Origin of the sequence: Gordonia phosphorivorans (assembly GCF_042432625.1) — a bacterium.
GTDB lineage: Bacteria > Actinomycetota > Actinomycetes > Mycobacteriales > Mycobacteriaceae > Gordonia > Gordonia phosphorivorans.
Genome location: NZ_JBHLWV010000016.1, coordinates 185,753 through 207,479 on the forward strand (window position 1 = coordinate 185,753; position 21,727 = coordinate 207,479).

Genomic DNA, 21,727 nt, shown 5'->3' on the forward strand with positions numbered 1-21,727 from the left:
CATGCCCATCGATCCTGCAATCGCCGTCGGCGCCGACCTCGGTGCCACCACCTTCTCGTGGACCCCGCGCGAGGTGGCGCTGTACAACCTCGCCGTGGGCGCCGCCCACGATCCGATGGACGTGAACGGTCTGCAGTACGTCGACGACGTCGACCCCAAGGTCTTGCCGTCGTTCGCCACGGTCGCGGCCACGTTCCTGGCCACCGAGGCCCCCAAGGTCTCGTTCCCGGGCGTGGACATCGACCTGGCGAAGGTGGTCCACGGCAGTCAGGAAGTCACCGTGCACCGGCCGCTGCCGGCCACCGGCACCGCCACCACCCGCACCCGCATCGCCGAGGTGCAGGACAAGGGTTCGGCCGCCGTCATCGTGCAGGAGTCCGAGACCGTCGACGAGTCCGGCAATCCCCTGTGGACCGCCCGCAGCTCGATCTTCGCCAAGGGCGAGGGCGGTTTCGGCGGCGAGCGCGGCACGTCGACCCGCATCGCGCTGCCCGATCGCGCGCCCGATCACGAGCTCCTCGCACCGACCCTGCCGCAGCAGGCCCTGCTCTACCGCCTGTGCGGCGACCGCAATCCGCTGCACAGCGATCCGGCGTTCGCCGAGGCCGCAGGCTTCCCGCGGCCGATCCTGCACGGCCTGTGCACCTTCGGCACCGTGTGCCGGACGCTGGTCGACGAGGTGCTCGGCGGCGACGCCACCGCCGTGGCGAGCTACGGGGCCAGCTTCGCGGGGATCGTGTTCCCCGGTGAGACCCTGAAGATCCGCGCCTGGGAGGATGGGGCCCGACTGCTGGTGACCGCGGTCGTCGCCGACCGCGACGACGCGCCCGCCCTGGGCAACGTGGTGCTGGCACGAACCGTCTAATTCGTTCCGTCTTCGGAAAGAGGCTGCCGCATGTCGTCTTCACTTGCTCCCGTTCTCAACCAGCGCGACGCACTCGCCAACGATCTGGCGGAGGTGATCGATCAGCAAGTGAAGGCGCAGTCGGGCCTGTCCGGCACCGCGGTCAAGGCCGCCTACGCCGCGGCGAACAAGTTCAAGCCCGGCGTGGTGGTCAAGGCCACCGGAGCGATGCTTCCGGACTTCCTGGATGCGCTTGCGCCGCTGTGGGATTCGCGTCCGGCGGGCACCCCCTTCGGCGCCCACCTGGCCGCCAACGAGGATGCGGCGACCGAGGCGCTGCTGGCGGTGACCGACCGTCAGGCCGAGAGCGCGCCAGCACCGTTGGCCAAGGCCTACAAGAGCCTGCGCGGCAAGGCCAAGGGCTATGTGGCGCAGGCCCTGGTTCCCGTCGGCGACGCGATCGAGCCGTACGCCGCGTCGGCGAACTGACGGCGAACGGCAGGCGTCAGGCGGCTGAGGTGACGATGATCAGAATCAGTGCCAGCACGCCTGCCAGCACCGCCAGCAGGGTCAGTACCCGCCAGATGTGCACTCCGGTGCGCGACAGTTCGGTGACGGAGACTCGAGAAGGTGCGACCTGGTGAGAAGCCATGACGAATCACTTTCAGTGGTAGGCGGAGCGTGCCCGTGTAACCACTGTGACACAAGTTACGGAGGTTACGTGTGATGAGGAACGTGCGTGTCGGGTGGAGCTTCCGCACCGTCTGGCTGATCCTGGTCGCCTGCATGGCGGTGAGCCTCGTCGTGGCCGCGATGGCGGCGCTGAACACCGCTCTGCCCGAGATCGCCCTGGACGTCAATGCGTCCAGCGCTCAGATGACCTGGATCATCGACGGCTACACGCTGATCCTCGCGGCTCTCCTCCTGCCGGCCGGCGCCATCGGCGACCGGTTCGGCCGCCGAGGCGTCCTCATGGTCGGCCTGGTGATCTTCGGCGCCGCCTCCCTCGCGGCGGTCTGGGTGAACACCCCGACCGAGCTGATCGCCACCCGCTTCGTCGCCGGTATCGGTGCGGCGTTGATCATGCCCACCACCCTCTCCCTCATCACCGCGGGTGTCCCGCGCGAGCAGCGCGCCATCGGCGTGAGTGTTTGGGCGGCCGTGGCCGGCGTGGGTGCCATCCTGGGCTTCTTCGTCACCGGCGTGCTGCTGGAGTTCTTCAGCTGGCACTCGGTCTTCGTCACCTTCGCCGTCTCCGCCCTGGCGACCCTCGCCCTCACCTTCACCATCGGCAGCTCCAAGGACTCCGACCCCGGTGCCTTCGACATCATCGGCTCGCTCGCCTCGATGCTCGCCGTGGCCGGTGTGGTCTTCGGCCTGCTCGAGGCGCCGGTGCGCGGCTGGACCGACCCGCTGATCCTGGTGACCCTCATCGGCGGCGTCCTCCTCGGCGCGATCTTCGTGCTGATCGAACTGCGGCGCACCTCCCCGCTGCTCGACGTCCGGCTGTTCCGCAATCGCGCCTTCGCCTCCGGGTCGCTCTCGGTGGCCCTGCAGTTCTTCGCCTCGTTCGGCGTCTTCTATTTGATCCTGCTGTTGCTGCAGCTGGTCTTCGGCTATTCGCCGCTCAAGTCGGCCTTCGCACTGGTGCCGATGGTGGTGGGCGTCGGTGTCTTCGCCCTGCTGGGCAACTGGGTGGCCGTGCGCTTCCACTCCCTGCGAATCGTCCTGGCCGCGGGCATCGCGTGCGCCGGTCTGGGCATCCTGTCCATCGGCATCTTCGATCCCGACCAGTACTGGAAGCTGGCCATCATGCTCGCGGTCTGCGCCGTGGGTATCGGTCTGGCGACCGCACCGTCGACCACCGCCATCATGTCCAACACTCCGCTGGAGAATCAGGGCATCGGCTCGGCGGTGAACGACACCGCCCGCGAACTCGGCGCGGCCATCGGCATCGGCCTGGCCGGCAGCCTCATGGCGGCCGGATACGCCAACCGCATCGGACCCACCGCGGCCGCCGCCCGCGACCAGCTCGCGACCTTCGGCGACCCTGCCGTCGCCGACGAGGCCGCCGAGGCCATCACCCGGTCCCTGGCCGGTGCCGTCGAGGTGAGCAAACAGCTCCCGCCGGGCGCGGCCGAACTGGCCGAGATGATCCGCCTGGGCTCCGAGCAGGCGTTCATCCCGCCGATGCAGCAGGCCTGCCTGGTCCTGGGCTCCATCCTGATCGTCGGCGCCGCCTTCCTCGGCTGGTTCGCCCCGCGCGAAGTGATCGCCCCCGAGGCGATCGTCGAGCCGTCGGACGCCTGACCACCGCGGGCCCTGGGCGGTCCCCGTGACCGCCCAGGCCCGCCCGGGCGGCAGGCACACTATGAAATTCTCAAACAACACACCGCACCGGGAACCGCTCCCGACACGTCACTGAAAGAAAGTTCTTCCTCTAGCGCCCAACGGCCAGAGTTGCGGGCAGACAGCACGTCTGCGACCGCTGGAATTCACGCTCACCAGAGCAGACGTCGCGCAGGCGCCTCACACAGCACCGGGCGACAGCGTCGGGCGACACCACCGGAGTGAGCCCCATTCGCGTGCACGGGTCGGTCTCGACACTGCACCGGTCGGCCTCGACACTGGGGATGAGTGGGATCGGACCGGAGCGGCCACATTCGCGTCACGAACCGCGCTGGTCCGTCGACAGGGGCGTCTTTGTCGGTGGGGTCGTCGACTATGAATTCGACGAAACGGGTCGAGCCTGTTGCGTCCATGAGGACACCTCCGGGCGGAGATCGGATACAGCGGCGAACCGGTCGAGCTGTCCGACCCTCGGCCGGGCAGCCACTCGATTCGGTTGGCGGCTATGGCATGTGCCTCGCCTAACTCCAAAATACGCCTCACATATCGCTCGCGCAATAGTTCGTCGCACATATTTTCGATAGATTTTTGCGGCTCCGACCTGGGGAAATACTCGGACCGAGTCGATCAAGAGCCCCGCCCTGCGCCATGCGGACCGCGATCGGCGGAGGCTGGAAGTAGCCTCGACACATGAGCTTCGACGGGTTCCCCGAGTCGGCCTTCGACTTCTACGACGATCTCGAGATCGACAACTCCAAGGTCTACTGGGAGGCCAACAAGGCGACATATCAGTCGGCCGTGCGGGCACCGATGACGGCACTGACCGATGAACTGGCCGAAGAGTTCGGCGCCGCGAAGATCTTCCGGCCGCATCGGGACGTCCGATTCTCCAAGGACAAGACGCCGTACAAGACCCATCAGGGTGCGTTCGTCGCGAAGGCCCCGGCCACCGGCTACTACGCCGAACTCGCCGCGCCAGGGTTCCGGGTGGGCGGCGGGTTCTACGAGGCCAGCGCCGACCGACTTGCGGCCATTCGCGCGGCGATCGACCACGACCGCTACGGCACCGAACTCGAGAAGATCCTCGCCCGCCTGCGTCGGGCCGGATGGGAGATCGCCGGCGACCGCCTCAAGACCGCACCCCGCGGCTGGGCCAAGGACCACCCCCGCATCGAGTTGCTGCGCCACAAGTCGCTGACCGCGATGCGCAGCTACGGCTTCGACGAGGCGATCCACACCCCCGCCCTCGTCGACCGGGTCCGCGCCGACTGGCGCGCCGTGACCCCGCTGATCGACTGGGCCGCTCGACACGGCCAGACGTGACCGAACCCGGCCGGGCCCGCATGTCCACACCAGACGACCGCCCACCTCCACAGCCCGACCTCGAAACAGTGACCGCCCACGACGACGTCGGCGAATTCGGGGTTCCGGTCGATATCGACGAGATCGGCGCGACGATCACGCTGGAACGCGAGTTCCTCACCGCACTGGTCTGGGCCCCGCAGGCAATCGCCACCACCGTCGTGCGCGCTCTCATCGGCCCCGACAGACTGGCGGCCGACGCCCCGCTGTTCTTTCTGCCCCACCATGGCACCGTCTTCCGTTGCCTCGCGGACGCGGTGGCGGATGGCACCTGGGTGTCGGCAGCCGAGCTGGTCACCGCGTTCGATCTGACCGAGCACGACGCCAGGTTCCCTCATCTCCTCATGGAGATCGCCTCCCCCAACCCCGCCCATCCGTGGCCACTGCCCACCGAGACCGACCTGCCAAGCCTGGCCCGATCGCTGGCCGACCAATGGCTGCGGCGCGGCTATCAGGCCCTCTTGTCCCGCATGCACACCGTTCTCCGCGAGGAACGGACGTCGACCCTGGACCAGCACTGGATCGCATTGAGTCGGCACCAGCGTGCCGCCCAAGCAGTACACGACCGGATCCTCCAGGCCCTCGACACAGCCCTCCGCGGGGACGACGATCATCCGGGCTCCGCGAGATGAAGTAGGCCGGGTCAGCGCGAGGTGCGCCGTCCGAGCAGCAGGCCGCCGATCGCCGCGGCGACCACCAGGGCGGCCGTCCCCGCACCCCAGACCCACCGGCCGGTCGAGTCGTCGGCCGACGAGACCGCCGCCGCGGCCTGGACGCTGTCGGCGTCGGCCGCCGCGGCCTCAGCGCCCGGCTGCGCGACCTTCGTGGTGGCGCCCGCCGCAGCACCCTTGATGGTCAACGGCGTCACGGTGTCCTGACTGCGGTCGTCCGATCCGTGCGCCGCCATGGTGTAGATCGCGCACGGATTCTCCAGACAGTTGCCCGCCGCGAAGACCGGCTCGACGTCGAGGGCCACGGTGAACGAACCGTCGTCGCCGATCTGATCGGGCCGCACATAGGTGACCGCCCCGAAGGCCGACGCCTCGGTGGTGGAGTATCGCGCGGTCTCAGCGACACCGAGGTACACGCCCGGCCCCGCGGTGGAGAACCCCCTGCCGGACACCGTGATCGGAGTGGCACCGCTGCGCGCCAGGCTGGTGGTGGACAGGCTCACCGTCGGCGTCCCGGCCGCGCCGGGTGCCTCGCCCTCGGGCGATGCCGCGGGCGCCCCCGCTGCGCCGGCGGCACCGCCGCCGAAGGTGACGCGGGTCGACGTGTCCTGACTGCGATCCGACGAACCGTGCGCGGCCAGGGTGTAGACGGCGCAGGCGTTGGCGGTGCAGTCGGCCTTGCCGAAACGCGCCGAGACGGGCAGCGCCACCGCGAACGACCCGTCGGCGGCCATCTTGCCGTTGGCGGTGGACACGAACACCGTGCCCGGACCGAAGGCCGAGGCGTCGGTGGACGAGTGCTGGTCGGTCTGCGCGATACCCACGTAGACGCCGGGCCCGGACGTGGAGAAGCCACGGCCGGTCACGGTGACGGTGTCGCCGGCCGCGTTGAGTCCGGTGCTCTTGCTCAGCGAGACCGACGGGCCGCCGGAGGCGGGAGCCGTCGGCGCACCACCGGTATTCCCGGCTCCACCCGCGCCGGCCCCTCCCGCGCCAGACGCTCCTGCGCCCGCACCTCCTGCGCCCGACGGCGCCGCGGTACCGGCCGCCGCGCCGTTGAGCGTGATCGGCACCCAGGCGTCCTGGGTGCGGTCGGTGAGCTTGGGGAACGCGGTGATGCTGGCGACGAAGCACTTGGTCTTGAGGCAGTCGACGCCGTTGAACGCCCGCTGGATCTTCAGGGTGGCGGTGAAGGTGCCGTCACCGCGCACCGTGAGCTTGGCACCGCCGTCGGCGTACGTCGACGGGTACCCGGAACTCGGCTTGGCCACCGTCTGCACCACGTACAGGTCCTCGCCTGCCCGGTAACCGGAACCGGCGACGGTCACCGTGGAGCCGGGCGCGATCGACGACGACGGCGTGACGGTGAGCGTCGGCGTCCCGCGCACGGGGCCGTTGCCACCGCCCATCGGCAACAGCTGCATGAGCTGCTGGTACAGCGCCATCCCCTGCTGGGTGAGCTGCGCGCGCAGACCGTCGAGGAAGGAGGCCTGGCCCGCGGCGGTCAGGTTCTTGGGCAGCGTGACGGGCACTCCGTCGCGGTAGGCGACGATCGGCCCGTCGGCCGCCGCGCGATCGGGCGTCCGCGACTTCGAAGCGGTCGGCGCGCTGGTGGTCGGGGCCGTCTTGCTCGGGGCTGCCTTACCCGGGGCAGTATTCCCGGGTGCAGCCTTCCCGGGTGCCGTCTTCGCGGGTGCCGGGGAGATGAGGGAGGTCGTCGGGGGCGCCGACTGACGCGCCGATCCGGGCGTCGTCGGCTCCGCGCCCGCGATCCCCGGAGCGGCCACTCCCAGCAGGAGCGTCGCCGGGACGGCCACCATCGAACCCAGCAGTGACGTGCGCATATGTGGTGCCTTCCGAGTGCTCTCACCATCCGCGCAAGACCACCGGACGGCAGGCAAGGTTTGCCTAACCAACAGAATATAAGCGTACCCTCAGAAACATGACAAACCGGGCCCGCTCACGGGGCACTTTCGGTTCACACCGGCACTTTCCGAGAACACCGTCGATCTAGATCAACGGGGCGAACCGAAATCAACGGGGCAAGCCGACAGCGCCGGGGGTCAGTTCGAGCCGTCGTCGTACCGGTCGACCATCGCGGACAGGGTGGGCGCGAAGTGGCTGGGACCGAACCGCGCCTTGCCGTCGACCTTCAGGCGATAGCGCTCCAACTGCTCGCGGATCGGGTCCTTCATCTCGGCGAAGACCAGATCGACGCCGTGGTTGGACAGGTAGTCGTCGAGCTCCACCAGCTCGTCGATCGCCGTGGAGTCGATGTGGGTGATCGGCTCGCAGGCCAGCACCACCGCGGTGATCTCCCGTCCGGCCGACCGGGCCGACCGGAACTCCTCGCGCACCCAGTCGTCGAAGCGCGCGCCGTTGGCGAAGAACAGCGGCGCGTCGAACCGCAGCAGCAGAATGTGCGGGATGCTCTCGGCGGCGGGGTGCCGTGACCTGTCGTGGAAGCCGCGCAGTCCCGGTACCCGACCCAGTTCGGCGCGGTACGGCCGGGACACCGCGTAGATGAAGGCCACGAAGGCCAGGCCGATGGCCACCAGGATGCCTTCCATCACACCCAGAATCGCCACACCGCCGAACGCCACGACGCTGATCGCACCCTCGACCCGATCGATCCGGAACAGTTCGATCACCGACCGGACGTCGACCAACGCGAGCGCCGCGGTGATCACCACGGCCGCCAGCGCCGCCGACGGCAGGTATGCGGTGACCCCGGGCACCAGCACCAGTGCCAGCACCAGCAGGGCCGCCCCGATCAGCGCGGTCAGCTGGCTGCGCGCCCCGGACTGTTCGGCCACCGCGGTCCGCGAGCTCGACGCCGAGATCGGGAACCCGCCGAAGAAGCCGGCGGCCACGTTCGACATGCCCACCGCACCCATCTCGTGGTTGCCGTCGACCGAGTAACCGGCCCGGGCGGCGAAGGTGCGCGAGAGCACGCTGGTGTCGGCGAAGGCGATCAGGGCGATACCGACCGCGGGCAGCATCAGCGACACCCAGTCGTCCCAGGCCGCCGACGGCACCGCCGGAGCGGGCAGCCCGTCGGGCATCGCCCCGACCACCGGGACCGCGGACTGCCACCCCATCGCCCAGAGGAAGACCATCGCGCCGGCGACCGCCACCAAGACCCCGGGGATGGTCCGCTTCCACCACTTGAGCGCGAAGATCACCACCAGGCACACCAGCCCGATCCCGGCGGCCTTCGCCTCCGCGCGGCCGTCGATCACACCGCGCAGATCCATGGTCAGCACCTCGACGATCGAGTCGCCCTGACCGGAGTAGCCCAGCAGCGCCGGGATCTGTCCGAGCACCACCACCAGCGCGATGCCGTTCAGATAGCCGATCCGGATCGGTTTGGCCAGCAGACTGGTGACGAAGCCGAGGCGCAGCACGGCGGCCAACACCAGCACGATGCCCACCTCGATGGCCAACACCCCGGCCAGGTCGACGCGGCGCTCCGCGTCGATCGCCAGCGGGATGACGGCCGCGGCGATGATCGGCGCCAACGCCGAATCGGGACCGAGCACCAGGATGCGCGACGGCCCGAGAACCGCATACACCAGGATGGGGATCATCGTGGCGTACAGGCCGGTGACCGGCGGTAGCCCCGCCACCTCCGCGTAACCCAGGCCGGCCGGGATCAGCAGCGCCCCGACCGCGATGCCCGCCGCCACGTCGCCGCGCAGCCAGCCGCGTCGATACGCCCGCAGGGTCTGCACCCCCGGAAGCGCCCGCGCCAGCCCACGCGGAATGGCCCTCGCCCCTGTCATAACCGACGATCCTGCCGTACCGGCCCGAACCGGGGCGCTCGGCCCGCCCGACCGGGTGCACAATGGCGTGCATGACTGCACCCTCGGTGATCTGGTTTCGGCGCGATCTACGGCTCCGCGACCTTCCGACGCTGCTGTCCGCGGCCGAACGCGGCGACGATGCGCTCGCGCTTTTCGTCCTCGATCCGAGGCTGCTGCGACCGTCCGGTGCGGCCCGCCTCGCCTTCATCAGCGGCTGCCTGCGCGCCCTGGACGAGGACCTCGGCGGCCGACTGCTCGTGGTGACCGGCGACCCGACCACCGTGGTGCCCGAGGTGGCCGCGCGGATCGGCGCCGACAGCGTCCACCTCAGCGCCGACCACGGCCCGTACGGCAGCGCCCGCGACCGGGCCGTCGGGGCGGCCCTGTCCGACGCCGGTGTGGAGCTGATCGCCACCGGCTCGCCGTACGCTGTCGCGCCCGGCCGCCTGCACAGCTCCTCCGGCGGCGGCTATCGGGTGTTCACCGCCTATCGTCGCGCCTGGTACGAGCACGGGTGGCGCGCCCCGGCCGCCACCGACGCGAGCACCCTGAACTGGTTGTCGCCCCCGTCGCCGAGCGCGCCGCTGCCCGCACCCGAGATCCACGCCGACCTGCCCGCGCCCGGGGAGGCCGCCGCCCGGGCCCGCTGGACCGCGTTCCGCGCCGGTTTCGCCGACTCCGACGCCGAGGGATACGCCACCGCGCGCGATCGGCCCGATCAGGATGCGACGAGCCGACTGTCGGCCTACCTGAAGTTCGGCTGTCTCCATCCGCGGACCCTGCTGCACGACCTGCGCGACGACTCCGGCGACGACGCCGCCACCTTCCGCAGCGAACTGGCCTGGCGCGACTTCTACGCCGACGTCCTGCACCACCGCCCGGACACCGCCCGCCGCAACTACGACGCGCGTTTCGACGCCCTCGCGCACGACTCCGGGCCCGACGCCGACCGCGACTTCCACGCCTGGTGCACCGGCCGCACCGGCTATCCGATCGTCGACGCCGGCATGCGTCAGCTCCTCGCCGAGGGCTGGATGCACAACAGGGTCCGGATGATCACGGCCTCGTTCCTCACCAAGGACCTGCACCTGCCGTGGTGGCGCGGGGCCCGTCATTTCATGACGCACCTGGTCGACGGCGACCTGGCCTCCAACCAGCACGGCTGGCAGTGGACGGCAGGCTCGGGCACCGACGCGGCACCGTACTTCCGCGTCTTCAACCCGGTCACCCAGGGCCGCCGCTTCGATCCGGACGGCGACTACGTCCGCCGCTGGGTGCCCGAACTGCGCGGGGTCAGCGGCGGCCAGGTGCATCTGCCCGGTCGGAGCGTCCCCGGCTATCCGGAGCCCATCGTCGACCACGCCGTCGAACGACGCGCGGCCCTCGACCGTTACGAAACGATCAAGGGCCGCTGAGCGTCACACCTGCGCTACCGCCTCGAGGGCTCAGACCTCGACGGCCTCCGCGGCCGCCTTGGCCCAACGGTAGTCGGCCTTACCGGCCGGGGTGCGGCGCACCTCGTCGACGATGACCAGGCTGCGCGGCACCTTGTAACGGGCCAGGCTCTGCCGGCAGAACTCCTGAATGTCCTCCAGGCTCGGCTCCTCGGCGCCCTCGGCGATCTGGACCACCGCGGCCACGCGCTGGCCGTACTTGGGGTCCGGTGCCGGCACGACGAGCGCGTCGGCGACGGCCGGGTGCCCGTGCAGTGCGGCCTCGACCTCTTCGGCGTAGACCTTCTCGCCACCGGTGTTGATGCACTGGCTGCCGCGGCCGAGGAACACGGTGCTGCCGTCCTCGTGGACGTAGCCCATGTCGCCGAGCACCGAGATGCGGGTGCCGTCGGCCATGGTCGGGAAGGTCTTGGCGGTCTTCTCCGGGTCCTTGTAGTAGCCCTGCGGGATGTTCCCGACGCGGGCGATGTAGCCGACCTCGTTCGGGGTGGTGATGCGCTCGAAGGACTCGTCGACCACCATCATCTTGTCGGTCGGCGGCATCTTCAGGTTGCCGTTCTCATCCAGCGAGATCTCGCCGTCGTTGCCCGATTCGGACGCGCCGAAGTTGTCCCGCAGCACCAGTTCCGGCTTGATCTTGGTGAACCGGTCCCGCACGCTCTGGCTCCAGATGGCGCCGCCGGAGGCGATCATGAACAGCGACGACAGGTCGATCTCGCCCTCGCGACGCTCCATCTCCTCCACCAGCGGCATGCCCATGGCGTCGCCGACGATGAGGATCATCTGGGTCTGATCGCGCTCGATGTTGCCGACGATCTTCACCGGGTCGAAGTCGCGCTCCAGGATCAGGCGGCCGCCCAGCGACAGGAAGGTGAACAGCGAGTACGACGCGGCGCCGTGCATCAGCGGGGCGGCGATGAGGAAGGCCAGCGACGGGAAGTTCGCCACCTCGCGGCCCAGCTCCTCGTAGCTCTCGCGGGCCGGTCCGTAGGGGTTGCCGCCGGAGATCGGCTTCCGGAAGAAGTCGTCGTGGTGCCACATGACGCCCTTCGGGTAGCCCGTGGTGCCGCCGGTGTAGATCAGGTACAGCTCTTCGCCGTTGCGCTCGGGGAAGTCGCGCTCGGTCGACTGCTGCTCCCAGTCCGCGAAGTCGATCACCGGGATGCTGTCGCCGGCTGCGGCGCGCAGTTCCTCGCTGACCTCGCCGATCACGAAGATCACCCGCAGCTCCGGCAGCTTGCCGACGATCTTGGCCAGCAGCTCCTGGTGCTCGGGCAGCTCGACGATGATCGCCGCCGAATCGGAGTTGTCGAAGATGTACTCCAGCTCCGGCTCGGTGTAGCGGTAGTTGACGTTGACCGGCACGGCGCCGATCTTGAGCATGCCGAGCAGCGCCGCCACATGCTCGACGCTGTTCTTCAGGTACAGCGCCACCTTGTCGTCGCGGCCGACGCCGTGCGCGGCCAGCAGGTGAGCGACCTGGTTGGTCTGCGCGTCCATGGCGGCGTAGGTGATGCCTTGACCTTCGAAGGTCAGCACGTCGCGGTCGGGCACCGCGTCGGCGACGGTCTCGAAGACAGTGGCGAGGTTGAACTTCATTGCGCTTCTCCTTGCGAGGCTGGGGTGGCCTGCTGGCCGGTGTGGTGGATGTGGGGCGGCTCGACGAGCGCCGGGACTAGTCGACGGTGGACGGTGGCGTCGACTAGTCGACGGTGAGGATGAGGCCGGACGTGGGCACGCCGGTTCCGGCGGTGACCAGTGCGGCGGCCGCGCCGTCGACCTGGTTCACGGAGTCGCCGCGCAACTGCCGAACGGCTTCGGTGATGCCGTTCATGCCGTGGATGTAGGCCTCGCCGAGCTGGCCGCCGTGCGTGTTCAGCGGCAGCCTGCCGCCCACTTCGAGGGCGCCCGGCTCCCGGACGAAGTCCTTGGCCTCACCGCGTCCGCAGAACCCGAGTTCCTCGAGCTGCATCAGGGTGTACGGGGTGAAGTGGTCGTACAGGATGGCCAGGTCGACGTCGCCCGGACGCATGCCGGCCTGTGCCCACAGCTGCCGTCCCACCAGACCCATCTCCTCCAGGCCGGCGAGCTCGTCCCGGTAGTAGCTGGTCATGATGAACTGGTCGCGGCCGCTGCCCGACGCGGCACCGGCGATGGTGACCGGCCGCTGGGCCAGATCCTTGGCCCGCTCCGGGGAGACCACCACCACGGCCACGCCGCCGTCGGACTCCTGGCAGCAGTCGAGCAGGTGCAGCGGCTCGGCGATGTAGCGGCTGGCCTGATGATCCTCGAGCGTGATCGGCTTGCCGTAGAAGAAGGCGTTCGGGTTGACGGCCGCATGCTTGCGATCGACCACCGCGATCCGACCGAAGTCTTCGCTGGTGGCGCCGTACTCGTGCATGTACCGCTGCGCCACCATCGCCACGAAGGCGGCCGGGGTGGACAGGCCGTGCGGGTACGAGAACGCGTTGTCGGTGCCCGACGAGTTCTCCTGGTTGGCCACGGCCGAGTTCACCTGGCCGAAGCGCAGACCGGACCGCTCGTTGAACGCCCGGTAGGCCACCGCCACCTCGCACACGCCGGTGGCGACGGCCATCGCGGCCTGCTGCACCGTGGAGCACGCGGCTCCACCGCCGTAGTGGATGCGGGAGAAGTACTTCAGTTCCGGAATCCCGACGGCGCGGGCCACCGCGATCTCGGCGTTGGTGTCCATCGTGAAGGTCACCAGGCCGTCGACGTCGGCGGGAGTCAGGCCCGCGTCGGCGAGCGCGGCGTTGACCGCCTCGGCGGCCAGCCGCAGCTCGCTGCGACCGGAGTCCTTGGAGAAGTCGGTGGCGCCGATGCCCGCGATGGCGGCCTTGCCGGAGAGAGTGCGGTCGCTCATCGATTCGCCTCCAGGGAGAAGGTGACCGTCGACATCACGTGCTTGCCGAGGGAGTTGGTGCCGGTCACCGCGACGGTGACGACGTCGCCGTCGACGGCGGTCACCTCACCGGTGAAGGTCAGCGTGTCGTACGCGTACCAGGGCACACCGAGCTTGAGCTTGATGGAGCCGATCCGGGCGCGGGGTCCGGCCCAGTCGGTGACGAACCGCTCCACCAGACCGGTGTCGGTGAGGATGTTGACGAAGATGTCCTTGGACCCCTTCGCATGCGCCAGATCCCGGTCGTGGTGCACGTCCTGGAAATCGCGGGTCGCCAGCGCCGTCGCGACGACGAAGGTGGGCGTCGCGTCGACGGTCAGCGGCGGCAGCGCGGTGCCCACGGTGGGCTGCGCGGCGGTGTCGGTGGTGTCGGTCATCGGGCACTCCATGCGTACAGGGTCCAGGCCGGGGCGTCGTCGGTGGCGGCGAAGTCGAGGAACTCCACCTGCACCGGCATGCCGATCTTCACCTCGGCGGGGTCCACGCCGCGCAGCTCGCCGAGCATGCGCACGCCCTCGTCGAGTTCGACGAGCGCCACCACGAAGGGCAACGCACGACCGGGCACCTTGGGCGCGTGGTGCACCACGAAGCTGAAGACCGTGCCGGTGCCTGCGGCCACCACGTAGTCGGTGCCGGGGTACTGACCGTCGTCGCCGCGGGGCTTCCAGGTCGCCGGGATCGGCGGGTGATGCAGGGACCCGTCGGAGAGGGTCTGGATCCGCAGTTCGTGCGCGGCCACCCCCTCCCAGAAGAACGCCGTGTCGCGCGACACCGACGGCCGCAGCAGCTTGGCCGGTTCGAGACCCTCCGGGGCCTCGCTCGCAGGCTGCGCGGCCGAGGCCGGACGGAACTTGAGGATGCGGAACTCCATCTCGGCGACCACCTCGTCGCCGACGGACCAGGTGTTGCGAGTGGTGAAGAACCAGCCCTCGCCCAGTGCCGTCTGCTTGGGGCCGGTCACGTCGATCAGCTCCGCCGACAGCGTGACTTCCTCGCCGGGCCGGGTGTACCGGTGATAGACCGTGTCGCAGTTGGTGGCCACCACCGAGGTGTAGCCCGCCTCGTCGAACAGTTCCGTCGCCCGCCCCAGCGGGTCGTCGGCCGCCCGGACGCCGTGCAGACCACGCATGGTCCACACCTGCGCCATCGCCGGCGGCGCGACGATCCCGGGGTGCCCGGCGGCGCGTGCGGCGTCGGCGTCGACGTAGATCGGATTCGCATCCCCCATCGCCTCGACCCAGTTGTGGATCATCGGCTGGTTGATGGGGTCGCGGCCGCCGATCGGCGCGCTGGCACCGGCCGCCATGAGGTCGGCCGCGGCCGCGCGGATCTGGTCGTGGTCCATCCCGGTCACCTCTTGTTCCGCGGCAGGCCCAGGCCCGCCGTCGCGATCAGGTCGCGCATCACTTCGTTCACGCCGCCACCGAAGGTGATGACGACGTTGCGCTTGGCCTGCATGTCGAGCCATTCCACGAACTCCGCGGTGGCCGGATCGGTGAAGTCGCCGTAGGTGGTGACCACGTCGTCGATCAGGCGGTAGATCACCTGGAGTCGTTCGGTCGCGAACACCTTGGTGGCCGAGGCGTCGGCCATCGAGATCTCCCCCGAGGACGCCACCTGCCAGTTGAGCAGCTCGTTCAACCGCTCGTACGCACCGATCTGCGCGAGAACCCGCCGCACCGGCTGCTGGTCGATGACCCGACCGCCGTCGTACATGGCGTTCGACGCCCAGGCGCGCGTCCGGTCCGCGAGGCCGCCGATCCGACCTGCCGGTCCGAGCATCACGCGCTCGTGGTTGAGCTGGGTGGTGATCAGCTTCCAGCCGCCACCCTCCTCGCCCACCAGCATCGACGCCGGAACCCGGACGTCGTTGTAGTAGGTGGCGTTCACGTGGTGGGCGCCGTCGGCGGTGATGATCGGGGTCCACGAGAAGCCCGGATCGGTGGTGTCGACGATCAGGATCGAGATGCCCTTGTGCTTGGGCGCCTCCGGATCGGTGCGCACCGCGAGCCAGATGTAGTCGGCGTCATGGCCACCGGTGGTGAAGATCTTCTGACCGTTCACCACGTACTCGTCGCCCTCGCGCACCGCGCGCGTGGTGAGCGAGGCCAGGTCGGTGCCGGCGTCGGGCTCGGTGTAGCCGATCGCGAAGTGCACGTCGCCGGACAAGATGCCCGGAAGGAACTTGTCCTTCTGCTCCTGCGTGCCGTAGCGCTGCAGGGTGGGCCCCACGGTCTGCAGCGTCACCGACGGCAGCGGCACGTCGGCGCGGACGGCCTCGTTGGTGAAGAGCTGCTGCTCGAACTCGCCGAAGCCCTTGCCGCCGTATTCGGCCGGCCAGCCGACGCCGAGTCGATCGTCGTCACCGAGCTGCTTGACCACACCGCGGTACGCCGCACCGTGGCGCTCGGTGCGCATGGTGACCTCGTCCTCGGCACTGATCAGCCGGGAGAAGTAGTCCCGCAGTTCGTCGCGCAGCGCCCGCTGCTCGTCGGTCATATCTAAGAACACGCCGCCTCCTCGACGGTGACGTCGGCGAGCACATCGAGCGCGCCGTCGGAACCGCCGACCACCCGCGCCATGTCCTTGGCGAGCGAGAAGTAGCGGTGCAGCGGATAGGTGATGTCGACGCCGATCCCGCCGTGCAGGTGCGTCATGGTGCGCAGCGCGCTGGGCAGCTCCGACGCCAACCAGTAGTCGGCGGTGGCCAGGTCGGCCTCGGCGTCCAGATCATTGGACAGACGCCAGGCCGCCGAGATGGCGATCAGGTTGAGCGTGCGCGAGACCACGTAGATGTCGGCCAGCTGCTGACCCACAGCTTGGAAGGCTGCGATCGGCTTGCCGAATTGCTCGCGGACCGTCACGTGCTCGGCGGTCATCGCCATCGCCCCGGCCAGCAGACCGTCAGCGTAGGCGGACAGCAGCGCACGATAGGCCGCGGCCAGCAGGTCTGCGTCGTCGAGGACGTCGGCGGCTGCGACCGTCACCGCGTCGAAGGCGACGGTGTACTCGGCCGCACCCGACGAACTCGGGGTCTTGGTCAGCGTGACGCCCTCGGCCCGCGGATCGACGACGGCGACACCGGCGTCGGTCACCACGAGCAGAGCCGCGGCGCCCTCGGCGAAGGCGACACCGGTCTTGACCCCGGTGAGCACCGAAGCACCGTCGTCGGCGCGCAGCGTGGTGCGCGACGGCGCACCCAGCGCCCGCCCGCGTTCGGCGATCGCCACCGCGAACCAACCGGACTCGGCGGCCACCCGCTGGGCGGCCTCCGGGTGTCGGCCCAGCACCACCGAGGCGGCCAGGGTCCCGACGAGCGGGGTGACCACGGCGGCCCGACCGGCACTCGTCGCGAGCGGGGTCAGCGCATCCAACGGCAGGTCGTCACCGCCGAGAGCCTCCGGCAGGGCGAGCACCGTGAGCCCGGCCCCGGTGATCGCCTCCCACGCGTTCCGGTCGAAACCGTCACCGTCGAACTTGTCGGTCCAGTCCGGGGCCAACCGACCCACGACTTCTTGCGTCGCCTCGGCTACCGCCGCGGCCGTCGCTTCCAGGGTGAAATCCACCCGCTCCTCCATTCACACCATCCGCGCACAAAACAAGAACACGTTCCATATTAGAACAGGTTCTACTTGGTTGGGGATCATCCCCGTGGCAAACCCAGAATTCGTTCCGCGGCCGCCGTCTTCAAGATCTGCGTGGTGCCGCCGGCGATCGACAGGCACCGGTTGAGCAGGAACAGCTCGCTGGCCTCTCCCGCCACCAGCGCAGCCGGGCCGAGCAGGTCGAGGGCGAACTCCGGCACCGACTGTCGGTGCACCACACCGATCAGTTTGCGCACGCTCGAAGTCGCGCCCGGATCGGTGCCCGACAGCCGCTGACTCAGCGCCCGCGCGTCGAGGACGCGGCCGATGTGCGCGTCGGCGATCAATCCGCCGAGCGTCTCGGCCGAGCCCTCGGTGAGCACGGTCTGGTCGGCGTCGAGCTGACGCAGCAGCGCGTCCACTTCCTTGCCCAGCCCGGCGCCACCCATCGCGACCCGCTCATTGGACAGCGTGGTGCGCGCCAGGCGCCAGCCGTTGTTCACCTCGCCCACCACGTCGGAGTCGGGCACGAACACGTCGTCGAGGAAGACTTCGTTGAACAGCGCGCGGCCGGTCATCTCCCGCAGCGGCCGCACGTCGAGGCCGGCGGCGGCCATGTCCACCAGGAAGTACGTGATCCCCTTGTGCTTGGGCGCCTGCGTGTCGGTCCGCGCCAGGCACACCGCCCACTGGGCGTCGTGCGCCTGCGAGGTCCAGATCTTCTGCCCGGTCAGCCGCCAGCCGCCGTCCACGCGGACCGCCTTGGTCCGCAGGGCCGCCAGGTCGCTGCCGGCCTCGGGCTCACTGAACAGCTGGCACCAGGTGATGTCGCCGGCCAGCGTGGCGGCGATGAAGCGTTCGCGCTGGTCGTCGGTGCCGTGCTCCAGGATGGTCGGCAGCGCCCACCCGGCGATCACCAGGTCGGGCCGACGCACGCCGACGCGATCGAGTTCGGCGTCGATGAGCAACTGCAGCGCCGGATCGGCAGCCAGGCCGTACGGCGCCTCCCAGTGCGGCATCAGCAGACCGGTGCGCGCCAGCTCGGACCGCCAGGCCGCAGGCCCCGCCGCGGCCACCTCGGCCGCCAGCGCCGCGATCTCCGGTCGACGGGACTCCACGTCGGCCAAGTCGATGGCGAACTCGCGCCGCGCACCCGCCCGGCCCAGCTCGGCCAGGGCCCGCTTCGCGGGAGTGCCGCCGTCCAGCTGCGCGCGCACGGCCAGCGCCGACCGCAGGTAGAGGTGGGCGTCGTGTTCGAAGGTGAAGCCGATCCCGCCCAGGATCTGAATGGCGTCCTTGGCGTTGGCCACCGACAGATCCGCGGTCAGGGCGGCGGTCGCCAGTGCGCTCAACCGCGCCTGCTCCGCGTCGCGGTCGTCCAGCGCGGTGGCCAGATCCCAGGCGGCGGCGGCGAGCTGCTCGGCCCGGCAGAGCATGTCGGCGCACAGGTGCTTGATGGCCTGGAAGGAACCGATCGGCGCCCCGAACTGGGTGCGGACCTTGGCGTAGTCCACCGCGAGGTCGAGGGTGCGGCGCGCCACGCCCGCCTGATAGGCCGCGAGCGCACCGATCAGCAGGGCGTGCAACCGGTCGCCGTCGGCGATAGCGACCACCGAGTCGGCCCGGACCCCGTCGAGGATCACGCGCACCGGCGCCGCGGTGCCGTCCACGGTCGCGGCGACCTCGGCGCTGCGCACCGTCACGGCACCGGCCGTCGGATCGATCACGGCCCAGCCGCCGGTCAGGTCCAGGGGCGCCACGATCACCGCGTCCGGGACGAAGCCGGGCACCACACCGAGGTCCACGACGCCGTCCACCACGGCCAACGGCGCGCCGGATGCCACGGCGGAGGCCGGGATCACGGCAGGCCGCTCCCCGGCCATCAGCGACTCTGCCGGCTCGAGGCCCTGCTCGGCGAGTGCCGCCGCGGCCGCCGCCGAGGCGGCCAACGGCCCGGGCACCAGTTCCACGCCGCATGCGGTGAGCATGGCGGCGGTGTCGGCGAAGGTGCCGCCCGCACCACCGTGGTCCTCCGACACTCCGGCGACGAAGACACCGAGATCGGCGATCTGCTCCCAGAGCAGACGCCACGAGGCCGCCGGCTCGTCGACGTCGGCGCGCACCGACTCGCGCACTTCCCGCGCCTGAGCCCAGGCGGAGATGGCCTCGATGACGGCCTGCTGTTCAATGGAGGTGGCGATTGTCACGGCATTTCCTTCGCATTTGCGCTTGTGACCAACAATTAGAACCTGTTCTACTTAGATAGGGTGTACACCAAGATCTAGAGTGGTGCCAACCGCCACCCCATACCAGCGAGCGAAGGATTGCGTGCATGGCTGCTTCCGTTTCCAGCGACGCCGACGCGACGACCCCGGCACCCCCGGTCGTCGCGCCGACCTCGGGCGCGGAGGTCGGATCTGCGGCTCAGCGGGAACGACGCCGCCGCATTCTCGACTCCACGCTCGCCCTGGCCTCCAAGGGCGGCTACGACGCCGTCCAGATGCGCGCCGTCGCCGATAAGGCCGAGGTGGCCGTCGGCACCCTGTACCGGTACTTCCCGTCCAAGGTGCATCTGCTGGTCACCGCCCTCTCCCGCGAACTCGAACGCGTCGAGGGCCGTGTCGACCGGACCGCCCTGCCCGGCGACACACCCACCGAGCGACTCAGCAACGTGCTGGACATGATCACCTACGCGATGCAGCGCGACCCGCTGCTGACCGAGGCGATGACGCGGGCATTCATGTTCGCCGACGCCTCGGCCGCAGGCGAGGTGGACCGCGTCGCCGGCATCATCGACCGTCTGCTGGCCGGCGCCATGATGGATCCGGACCGCGAGTCCGGCGAGCCGACCGAGTACGAGCTGGCCGTGGCCCGCGTGATCTCCGACGTGTGGATGTCGAACCTGGTGCAGTGGCTCACCCGCCGCGCCTCGGCCACCGACGTGACCAACCGGATGGCGCAGACCGTCCGACTGCTGCTCGAACGCTGAGTCGTCAGCGGCGACGCAGGTCCGCCGCGATCGACGGCCACGTCTGGTGCAGGTCCGCCTCCCAGTACTGCCAGGAATGCGTGCCCGCGGGCCGCTGCAGCATCGTCGTGTCGACGCCCTCGCGGGTGAGCGCCTCGCGCATCTGCTGCGTGCAGGTGAACACGGTGGCCTCGATCGCCCCGCCAAGCAGGAGCTGATCGGCCAACACCAGCGGATCCCCCTGGATCAGCCGTGCCCCGAGATTGTCGTACTGCCCGGGCAGGCCGGTGCCGGCAGTGAGATAGACCTTGGTCCCGCGCAGCTTGTCGGCCTGGAAGTACGGGTCGTTGGCCCGCCATCCGGGCCCGTCCAGCGGCCCCCACATGTTGGTCACGTCGGCGCCGCCGCGATCTTCGACGACGGTGCGGATGTACGCCTGCCCCAGCGGATCACTGGTCCGCGCGCAACCGCTGTAGGCCGCCACCGATCGGTACAGCTTCGGCGCCGAGATCGCCAGATTCAGCACCGACGTCCCGGCCATCGAGATGCCCGCGAGCGCGTTGGCCCCGGTGGTGCCCCATTCGCGATCCAGCAGCGGCGGCAGCTCCCGGGTCAGGAAGGTCTGCCACTTGTTGCGCCCGAGCACCGGGTCGTCCCGCTGCCAGTCGGTGTAGTACGAGAAGGCGCCGCCCACCGGCGTCACCACGTTCACATGCTTGTCGGCGAAGAACTGGGCGTAGTCGGTCTTCTCCTGCCAAGTGGCGCTGTCCTCACCGCCGCCGGCTCCGTTGAGCAGGTAGAGCACCGGAGCGGGCTCGGCGGTGTTCCGCGGCCGCAGCACGGTGAGCGGAATATTGCGGTCCATCGCCGCCGAGTAGACCGTGACGGTCTCCTGCTGCGGCGTGTGCCGCTCGGTCGCGACGATCCGGGAGGGCCGCTCGGCGGCGTTCGGCGCGACCACCCCGGGCGCCGAGGGCGACGGCGCGAGGACCGACGGCTCGGCAGCGGCCACGCCCGGCCCGACGAGCAGCACCGCGGCCGCCGCGGCCATCACCCGAATCGCAGAGCGCACAGAAAACTCCCGTCACATGGGCACCAATAGTCTCAAGAATAACAGGACTGCAATCCTCGGTGGTTACCCGCGACGGGTCCGGACCACACTCGTCGCGCCGGCCGCCACCGGCAGGAGGGCACCGGCCAGCACCGTCCACAGTCCGACGCCGGCGGTGAAGTCGTCGGACGCGCTGTCGCCGATCGTCCCGACCGTCACCGCGCCCAACGGATCGGCGAGGAACACCGACGCGGCGATGAGCGCGGCGAGCCCGCCGAGCGCGGCCAGGACCGCCCCGACGCGGCCGAACCGACCGGTCAGCAGCAACACGGCGCCGAGTGCGAGGACGACGCCGCAGGCCACCGTCCACAGGCCCGACATCCGGGTGTCGTCCTCGGCGTCGGACGCGGAGTGCTCCAGGTACGACGAGACGTCGCCGAAGCCCTCCGGCGCTCCGGTCACCGCCAGGTCCAGGGACACCGAGCCCATCCCGCTGACCGCCGCGTAGGTCGTGACCGACATCGGCGGCACACCGGGGTCGAATTCCTCCAGCGTCGTCTCCTCTGCCGAAGCCCAGGTCAAGAAGCTGCCGACGATGAGCAGCAGCGCCGTCACACAGGGCCGCCGGCCACCCACATCCCCCTGTTCGCGTCGCTGGGCGACGGCCGCTGCGGTGGGTCGCATTCGCGTCGACCGGGGGCGATGCGAATGTGAC

Annotated in this window: 19 protein-coding genes; 7 read left to right on the top strand and 12 right to left on the bottom strand. The window is 70.0% G+C overall.

Annotated features, from left to right (window positions below):
* Position 1: 1 nt before the first annotated feature.
* Together chsH3 and ACFFJD_RS06990 are read left to right on the top strand one after the other, a co-directional pair.
* On the top strand, positions 2–865 hold the full coding sequence (gene chsH3, locus ACFFJD_RS06985) for an enoyl-CoA hydratase ChsH3 (RefSeq protein ID WP_382362517.1): 864 nt from the start codon (positions 2–4) through the stop codon (positions 863–865).
* Positions 866–895: 30 nt separating this feature from the next.
* Positions 896–1,333, top strand: coding sequence for a DUF6918 family protein (locus tag ACFFJD_RS06990; RefSeq protein ID WP_382362519.1), 438 nt, complete (start codon positions 896–898; stop codon positions 1,331–1,333).
* A gap of 16 nt (positions 1,334–1,349) precedes the next feature.
* On the opposite strand, the gene ACFFJD_RS06995 is transcribed toward ACFFJD_RS06990, so the two are convergent.
* Positions 1,350–1,496, bottom strand: a complete 147-nt coding sequence (locus tag ACFFJD_RS06995) for a hypothetical protein (protein ID WP_382362521.1) — start codon at positions 1,494–1,496, stop codon at positions 1,350–1,352.
* A 74-nt stretch (positions 1,497–1,570) separates the two neighbouring features.
* Here ACFFJD_RS06995 and ACFFJD_RS07000 point away from each other — a divergent pair, with 74 nt between their 5' ends.
* From ACFFJD_RS07000 to ACFFJD_RS07010, 3 genes are all read left to right on the top strand, one after another.
* Positions 1,571–3,154, top strand: a complete 1,584-nt coding sequence (locus ACFFJD_RS07000) for an MFS transporter (RefSeq protein ID WP_382362523.1) — start codon at positions 1,571–1,573, stop codon at positions 3,152–3,154.
* Positions 3,155–3,883: 729 nt separating this feature from the next.
* Positions 3,884–4,516, top strand: a complete 633-nt coding sequence (locus ACFFJD_RS07005) for a DUF2461 domain-containing protein (RefSeq protein WP_382362525.1) — start codon at positions 3,884–3,886, stop codon at positions 4,514–4,516.
* Positions 4,513–5,187, top strand: a complete 675-nt coding sequence (locus tag ACFFJD_RS07010) for a hypothetical protein (RefSeq protein WP_382362527.1) — start codon at positions 4,513–4,515, stop codon at positions 5,185–5,187. The genes ACFFJD_RS07005 and ACFFJD_RS07010 overlap by 4 nt, the downstream gene beginning before the upstream one ends.
* Before the next feature lie 11 nt (positions 5,188–5,198).
* Here ACFFJD_RS07010 and ACFFJD_RS07015 read toward each other — a convergent pair whose 3' ends face one another.
* Both ACFFJD_RS07015 and ACFFJD_RS07020 read right to left on the bottom strand, forming a co-directional pair.
* Positions 5,199–7,070 carry a neocarzinostatin apoprotein domain-containing protein gene (locus ACFFJD_RS07015; protein ID WP_382362529.1) on the bottom strand — a complete coding sequence of 624 codons (1,872 nt, stop codon included), beginning with the start codon at positions 7,068–7,070 and terminating at the stop codon, positions 5,199–5,201.
* A 219-nt stretch (positions 7,071–7,289) separates the two neighbouring features.
* Positions 7,290–9,011: a SulP family inorganic anion transporter gene (locus tag ACFFJD_RS07020; protein ID WP_382362531.1), complete on the bottom strand. Its 1,722-nt coding sequence runs from the start codon at positions 9,009–9,011 to the stop codon at positions 7,290–7,292.
* Positions 9,012–9,082: 71 nt separating this feature from the next.
* Between ACFFJD_RS07020 and ACFFJD_RS07025 the strand changes: the two genes are divergently transcribed.
* The gene (locus ACFFJD_RS07025) at positions 9,083–10,447 is read left to right on the top strand and encodes a cryptochrome/photolyase family protein (protein ID WP_382362533.1); all 1,365 of its coding nucleotides are present in this window, start codon (positions 9,083–9,085) and stop codon (positions 10,445–10,447) included.
* Between the two features lie 30 nt (positions 10,448–10,477).
* Here ACFFJD_RS07025 and ACFFJD_RS07030 read toward each other — a convergent pair whose 3' ends face one another.
* The 7 genes from ACFFJD_RS07030 to ACFFJD_RS07060 all read right to left on the bottom strand — a co-directional run bounded on the left by ACFFJD_RS07030 (position 10,478) and on the right by ACFFJD_RS07060 (position 19,200).
* Positions 10,478–12,085 carry an AMP-binding protein gene (locus tag ACFFJD_RS07030; protein ID WP_382362535.1) on the bottom strand — a complete coding sequence of 536 codons (1,608 nt, stop codon included), beginning with the start codon at positions 12,083–12,085 and terminating at the stop codon, positions 10,478–10,480.
* Positions 12,086–12,188: 103 nt separating this feature from the next.
* Entirely contained in the window at positions 12,189–13,370 is a 1,182-nt protein-coding gene (locus ACFFJD_RS07035) for a lipid-transfer protein (RefSeq protein WP_382362537.1), read from the bottom strand.
* The gene (locus ACFFJD_RS07040; RefSeq protein ID WP_382362539.1) at positions 13,367–13,786 is read right to left on the bottom strand and encodes a MaoC family dehydratase; all 420 of its coding nucleotides are present in this window, start codon (positions 13,784–13,786) and stop codon (positions 13,367–13,369) included. Before ACFFJD_RS07040 ends, ACFFJD_RS07035 begins: the two co-directional genes overlap by 4 nt.
* Positions 13,783–14,754 (bottom strand): bifunctional MaoC family dehydratase N-terminal/OB-fold nucleic acid binding domain-containing protein, encoded by a 972-nt coding sequence (locus ACFFJD_RS07045; protein ID WP_382362541.1) that lies wholly within the window; start codon positions 14,752–14,754, stop codon positions 13,783–13,785. Before ACFFJD_RS07045 ends, ACFFJD_RS07040 begins: the two co-directional genes overlap by 4 nt.
* A 5-nt stretch (positions 14,755–14,759) precedes the next feature.
* Complete coding sequence (locus tag ACFFJD_RS07050; RefSeq protein ID WP_382362543.1) at positions 14,760–15,920, bottom strand: acyl-CoA dehydrogenase family protein; 1,161 nt, start codon at positions 15,918–15,920, stop codon at positions 14,760–14,762.
* The gene (locus ACFFJD_RS07055; RefSeq protein WP_382362545.1) at positions 15,911–16,975 is read right to left on the bottom strand and encodes an acyl-CoA dehydrogenase family protein; all 1,065 of its coding nucleotides are present in this window, start codon (positions 16,973–16,975) and stop codon (positions 15,911–15,913) included. The genes ACFFJD_RS07050 and ACFFJD_RS07055 overlap by 10 nt, the downstream gene beginning before the upstream one ends.
* A gap of 77 nt (positions 16,976–17,052) precedes the next feature.
* A complete protein-coding gene (locus tag ACFFJD_RS07060; RefSeq protein ID WP_382362547.1) occupies positions 17,053–19,200 on the bottom strand; it encodes an acyl-CoA dehydrogenase family protein in 2,148 nt (715 codons plus the stop codon).
* A gap of 125 nt (positions 19,201–19,325) precedes the next feature.
* Between ACFFJD_RS07060 and kstR the strand changes: the two genes are divergently transcribed.
* Positions 19,326–19,982: a cholesterol catabolism transcriptional regulator KstR gene (gene kstR, locus ACFFJD_RS07065; protein WP_382362549.1), complete on the top strand. Its 657-nt coding sequence runs from the start codon at positions 19,326–19,328 to the stop codon at positions 19,980–19,982.
* 4 nt (positions 19,983–19,986) lie between these two features.
* Here kstR and ACFFJD_RS07070 read toward each other — a convergent pair whose 3' ends face one another.
* Positions 19,987–21,012, bottom strand: coding sequence for an alpha/beta hydrolase (locus tag ACFFJD_RS07070; protein ID WP_382362967.1), 1,026 nt, complete (start codon positions 21,010–21,012; stop codon positions 19,987–19,989).
* Positions 21,013–21,096: 84 nt separating this feature from the next.
* Entirely contained in the window at positions 21,097–21,627 is a 531-nt protein-coding gene (locus ACFFJD_RS07075) for a hypothetical protein (protein ID WP_382362551.1), read from the bottom strand.
* Positions 21,628–21,727: the final 100 nt, after the last annotated feature.

Coding starts and splice junctions, on each gene's coding strand:
- ACFFJD_RS07015 (WP_382362529.1), bottom strand. CDS start 7,070: ATGCGCACGTCACTGCTGGGTTCGATGGTGGCCGTCCCGGCGACGCTC.
- ACFFJD_RS07030 (WP_382362535.1), bottom strand. CDS start 12,085: ATGAAGTTCAACCTCGCCACTGTCTTCGAGACCGTCGCCGACGCGGTG.
- ACFFJD_RS07020 (WP_382362531.1), bottom strand. CDS start 9,011: ATGACAGGGGCGAGGGCCATTCCGCGTGGGCTGGCGCGGGCGCTTCCG.
- ACFFJD_RS06990 (WP_382362519.1), top strand. CDS start 896: ATGTCGTCTTCACTTGCTCCCGTTCTCAACCAGCGCGACGCACTCGCC.
- kstR (WP_382362549.1), top strand. CDS start 19,326: ATGGCTGCTTCCGTTTCCAGCGACGCCGACGCGACGACCCCGGCACCC.
- ACFFJD_RS07000 (WP_382362523.1), top strand. CDS start 1,571: ATGAGGAACGTGCGTGTCGGGTGGAGCTTCCGCACCGTCTGGCTGATC.
- ACFFJD_RS07070 (WP_382362967.1), bottom strand. CDS start 21,012: ATGGCCGCGGCGGCCGCGGTGCTGCTCGTCGGGCCGGGCGTGGCCGCT.
- ACFFJD_RS06995 (WP_382362521.1), bottom strand. CDS start 1,496: ATGGCTTCTCACCAGGTCGCACCTTCTCGAGTCTCCGTCACCGAACTG.
- ACFFJD_RS07035 (WP_382362537.1), bottom strand. CDS start 13,370: ATGAGCGACCGCACTCTCTCCGGCAAGGCCGCCATCGCGGGCATCGGC.
- ACFFJD_RS07005 (WP_382362525.1), top strand. CDS start 3,884: ATGAGCTTCGACGGGTTCCCCGAGTCGGCCTTCGACTTCTACGACGAT.
- ACFFJD_RS07025 (WP_382362533.1), top strand. CDS start 9,083: ATGACTGCACCCTCGGTGATCTGGTTTCGGCGCGATCTACGGCTCCGC.
- chsH3 (WP_382362517.1), top strand. CDS start 2: ATGCCCATCGATCCTGCAATCGCCGTCGGCGCCGACCTCGGTGCCACC.
- ACFFJD_RS07045 (WP_382362541.1), bottom strand. CDS start 14,754: ATGGACCACGACCAGATCCGCGCGGCCGCGGCCGACCTCATGGCGGCC.
- ACFFJD_RS07040 (WP_382362539.1), bottom strand. CDS start 13,786: ATGACCGACACCACCGACACCGCCGCGCAGCCCACCGTGGGCACCGCG.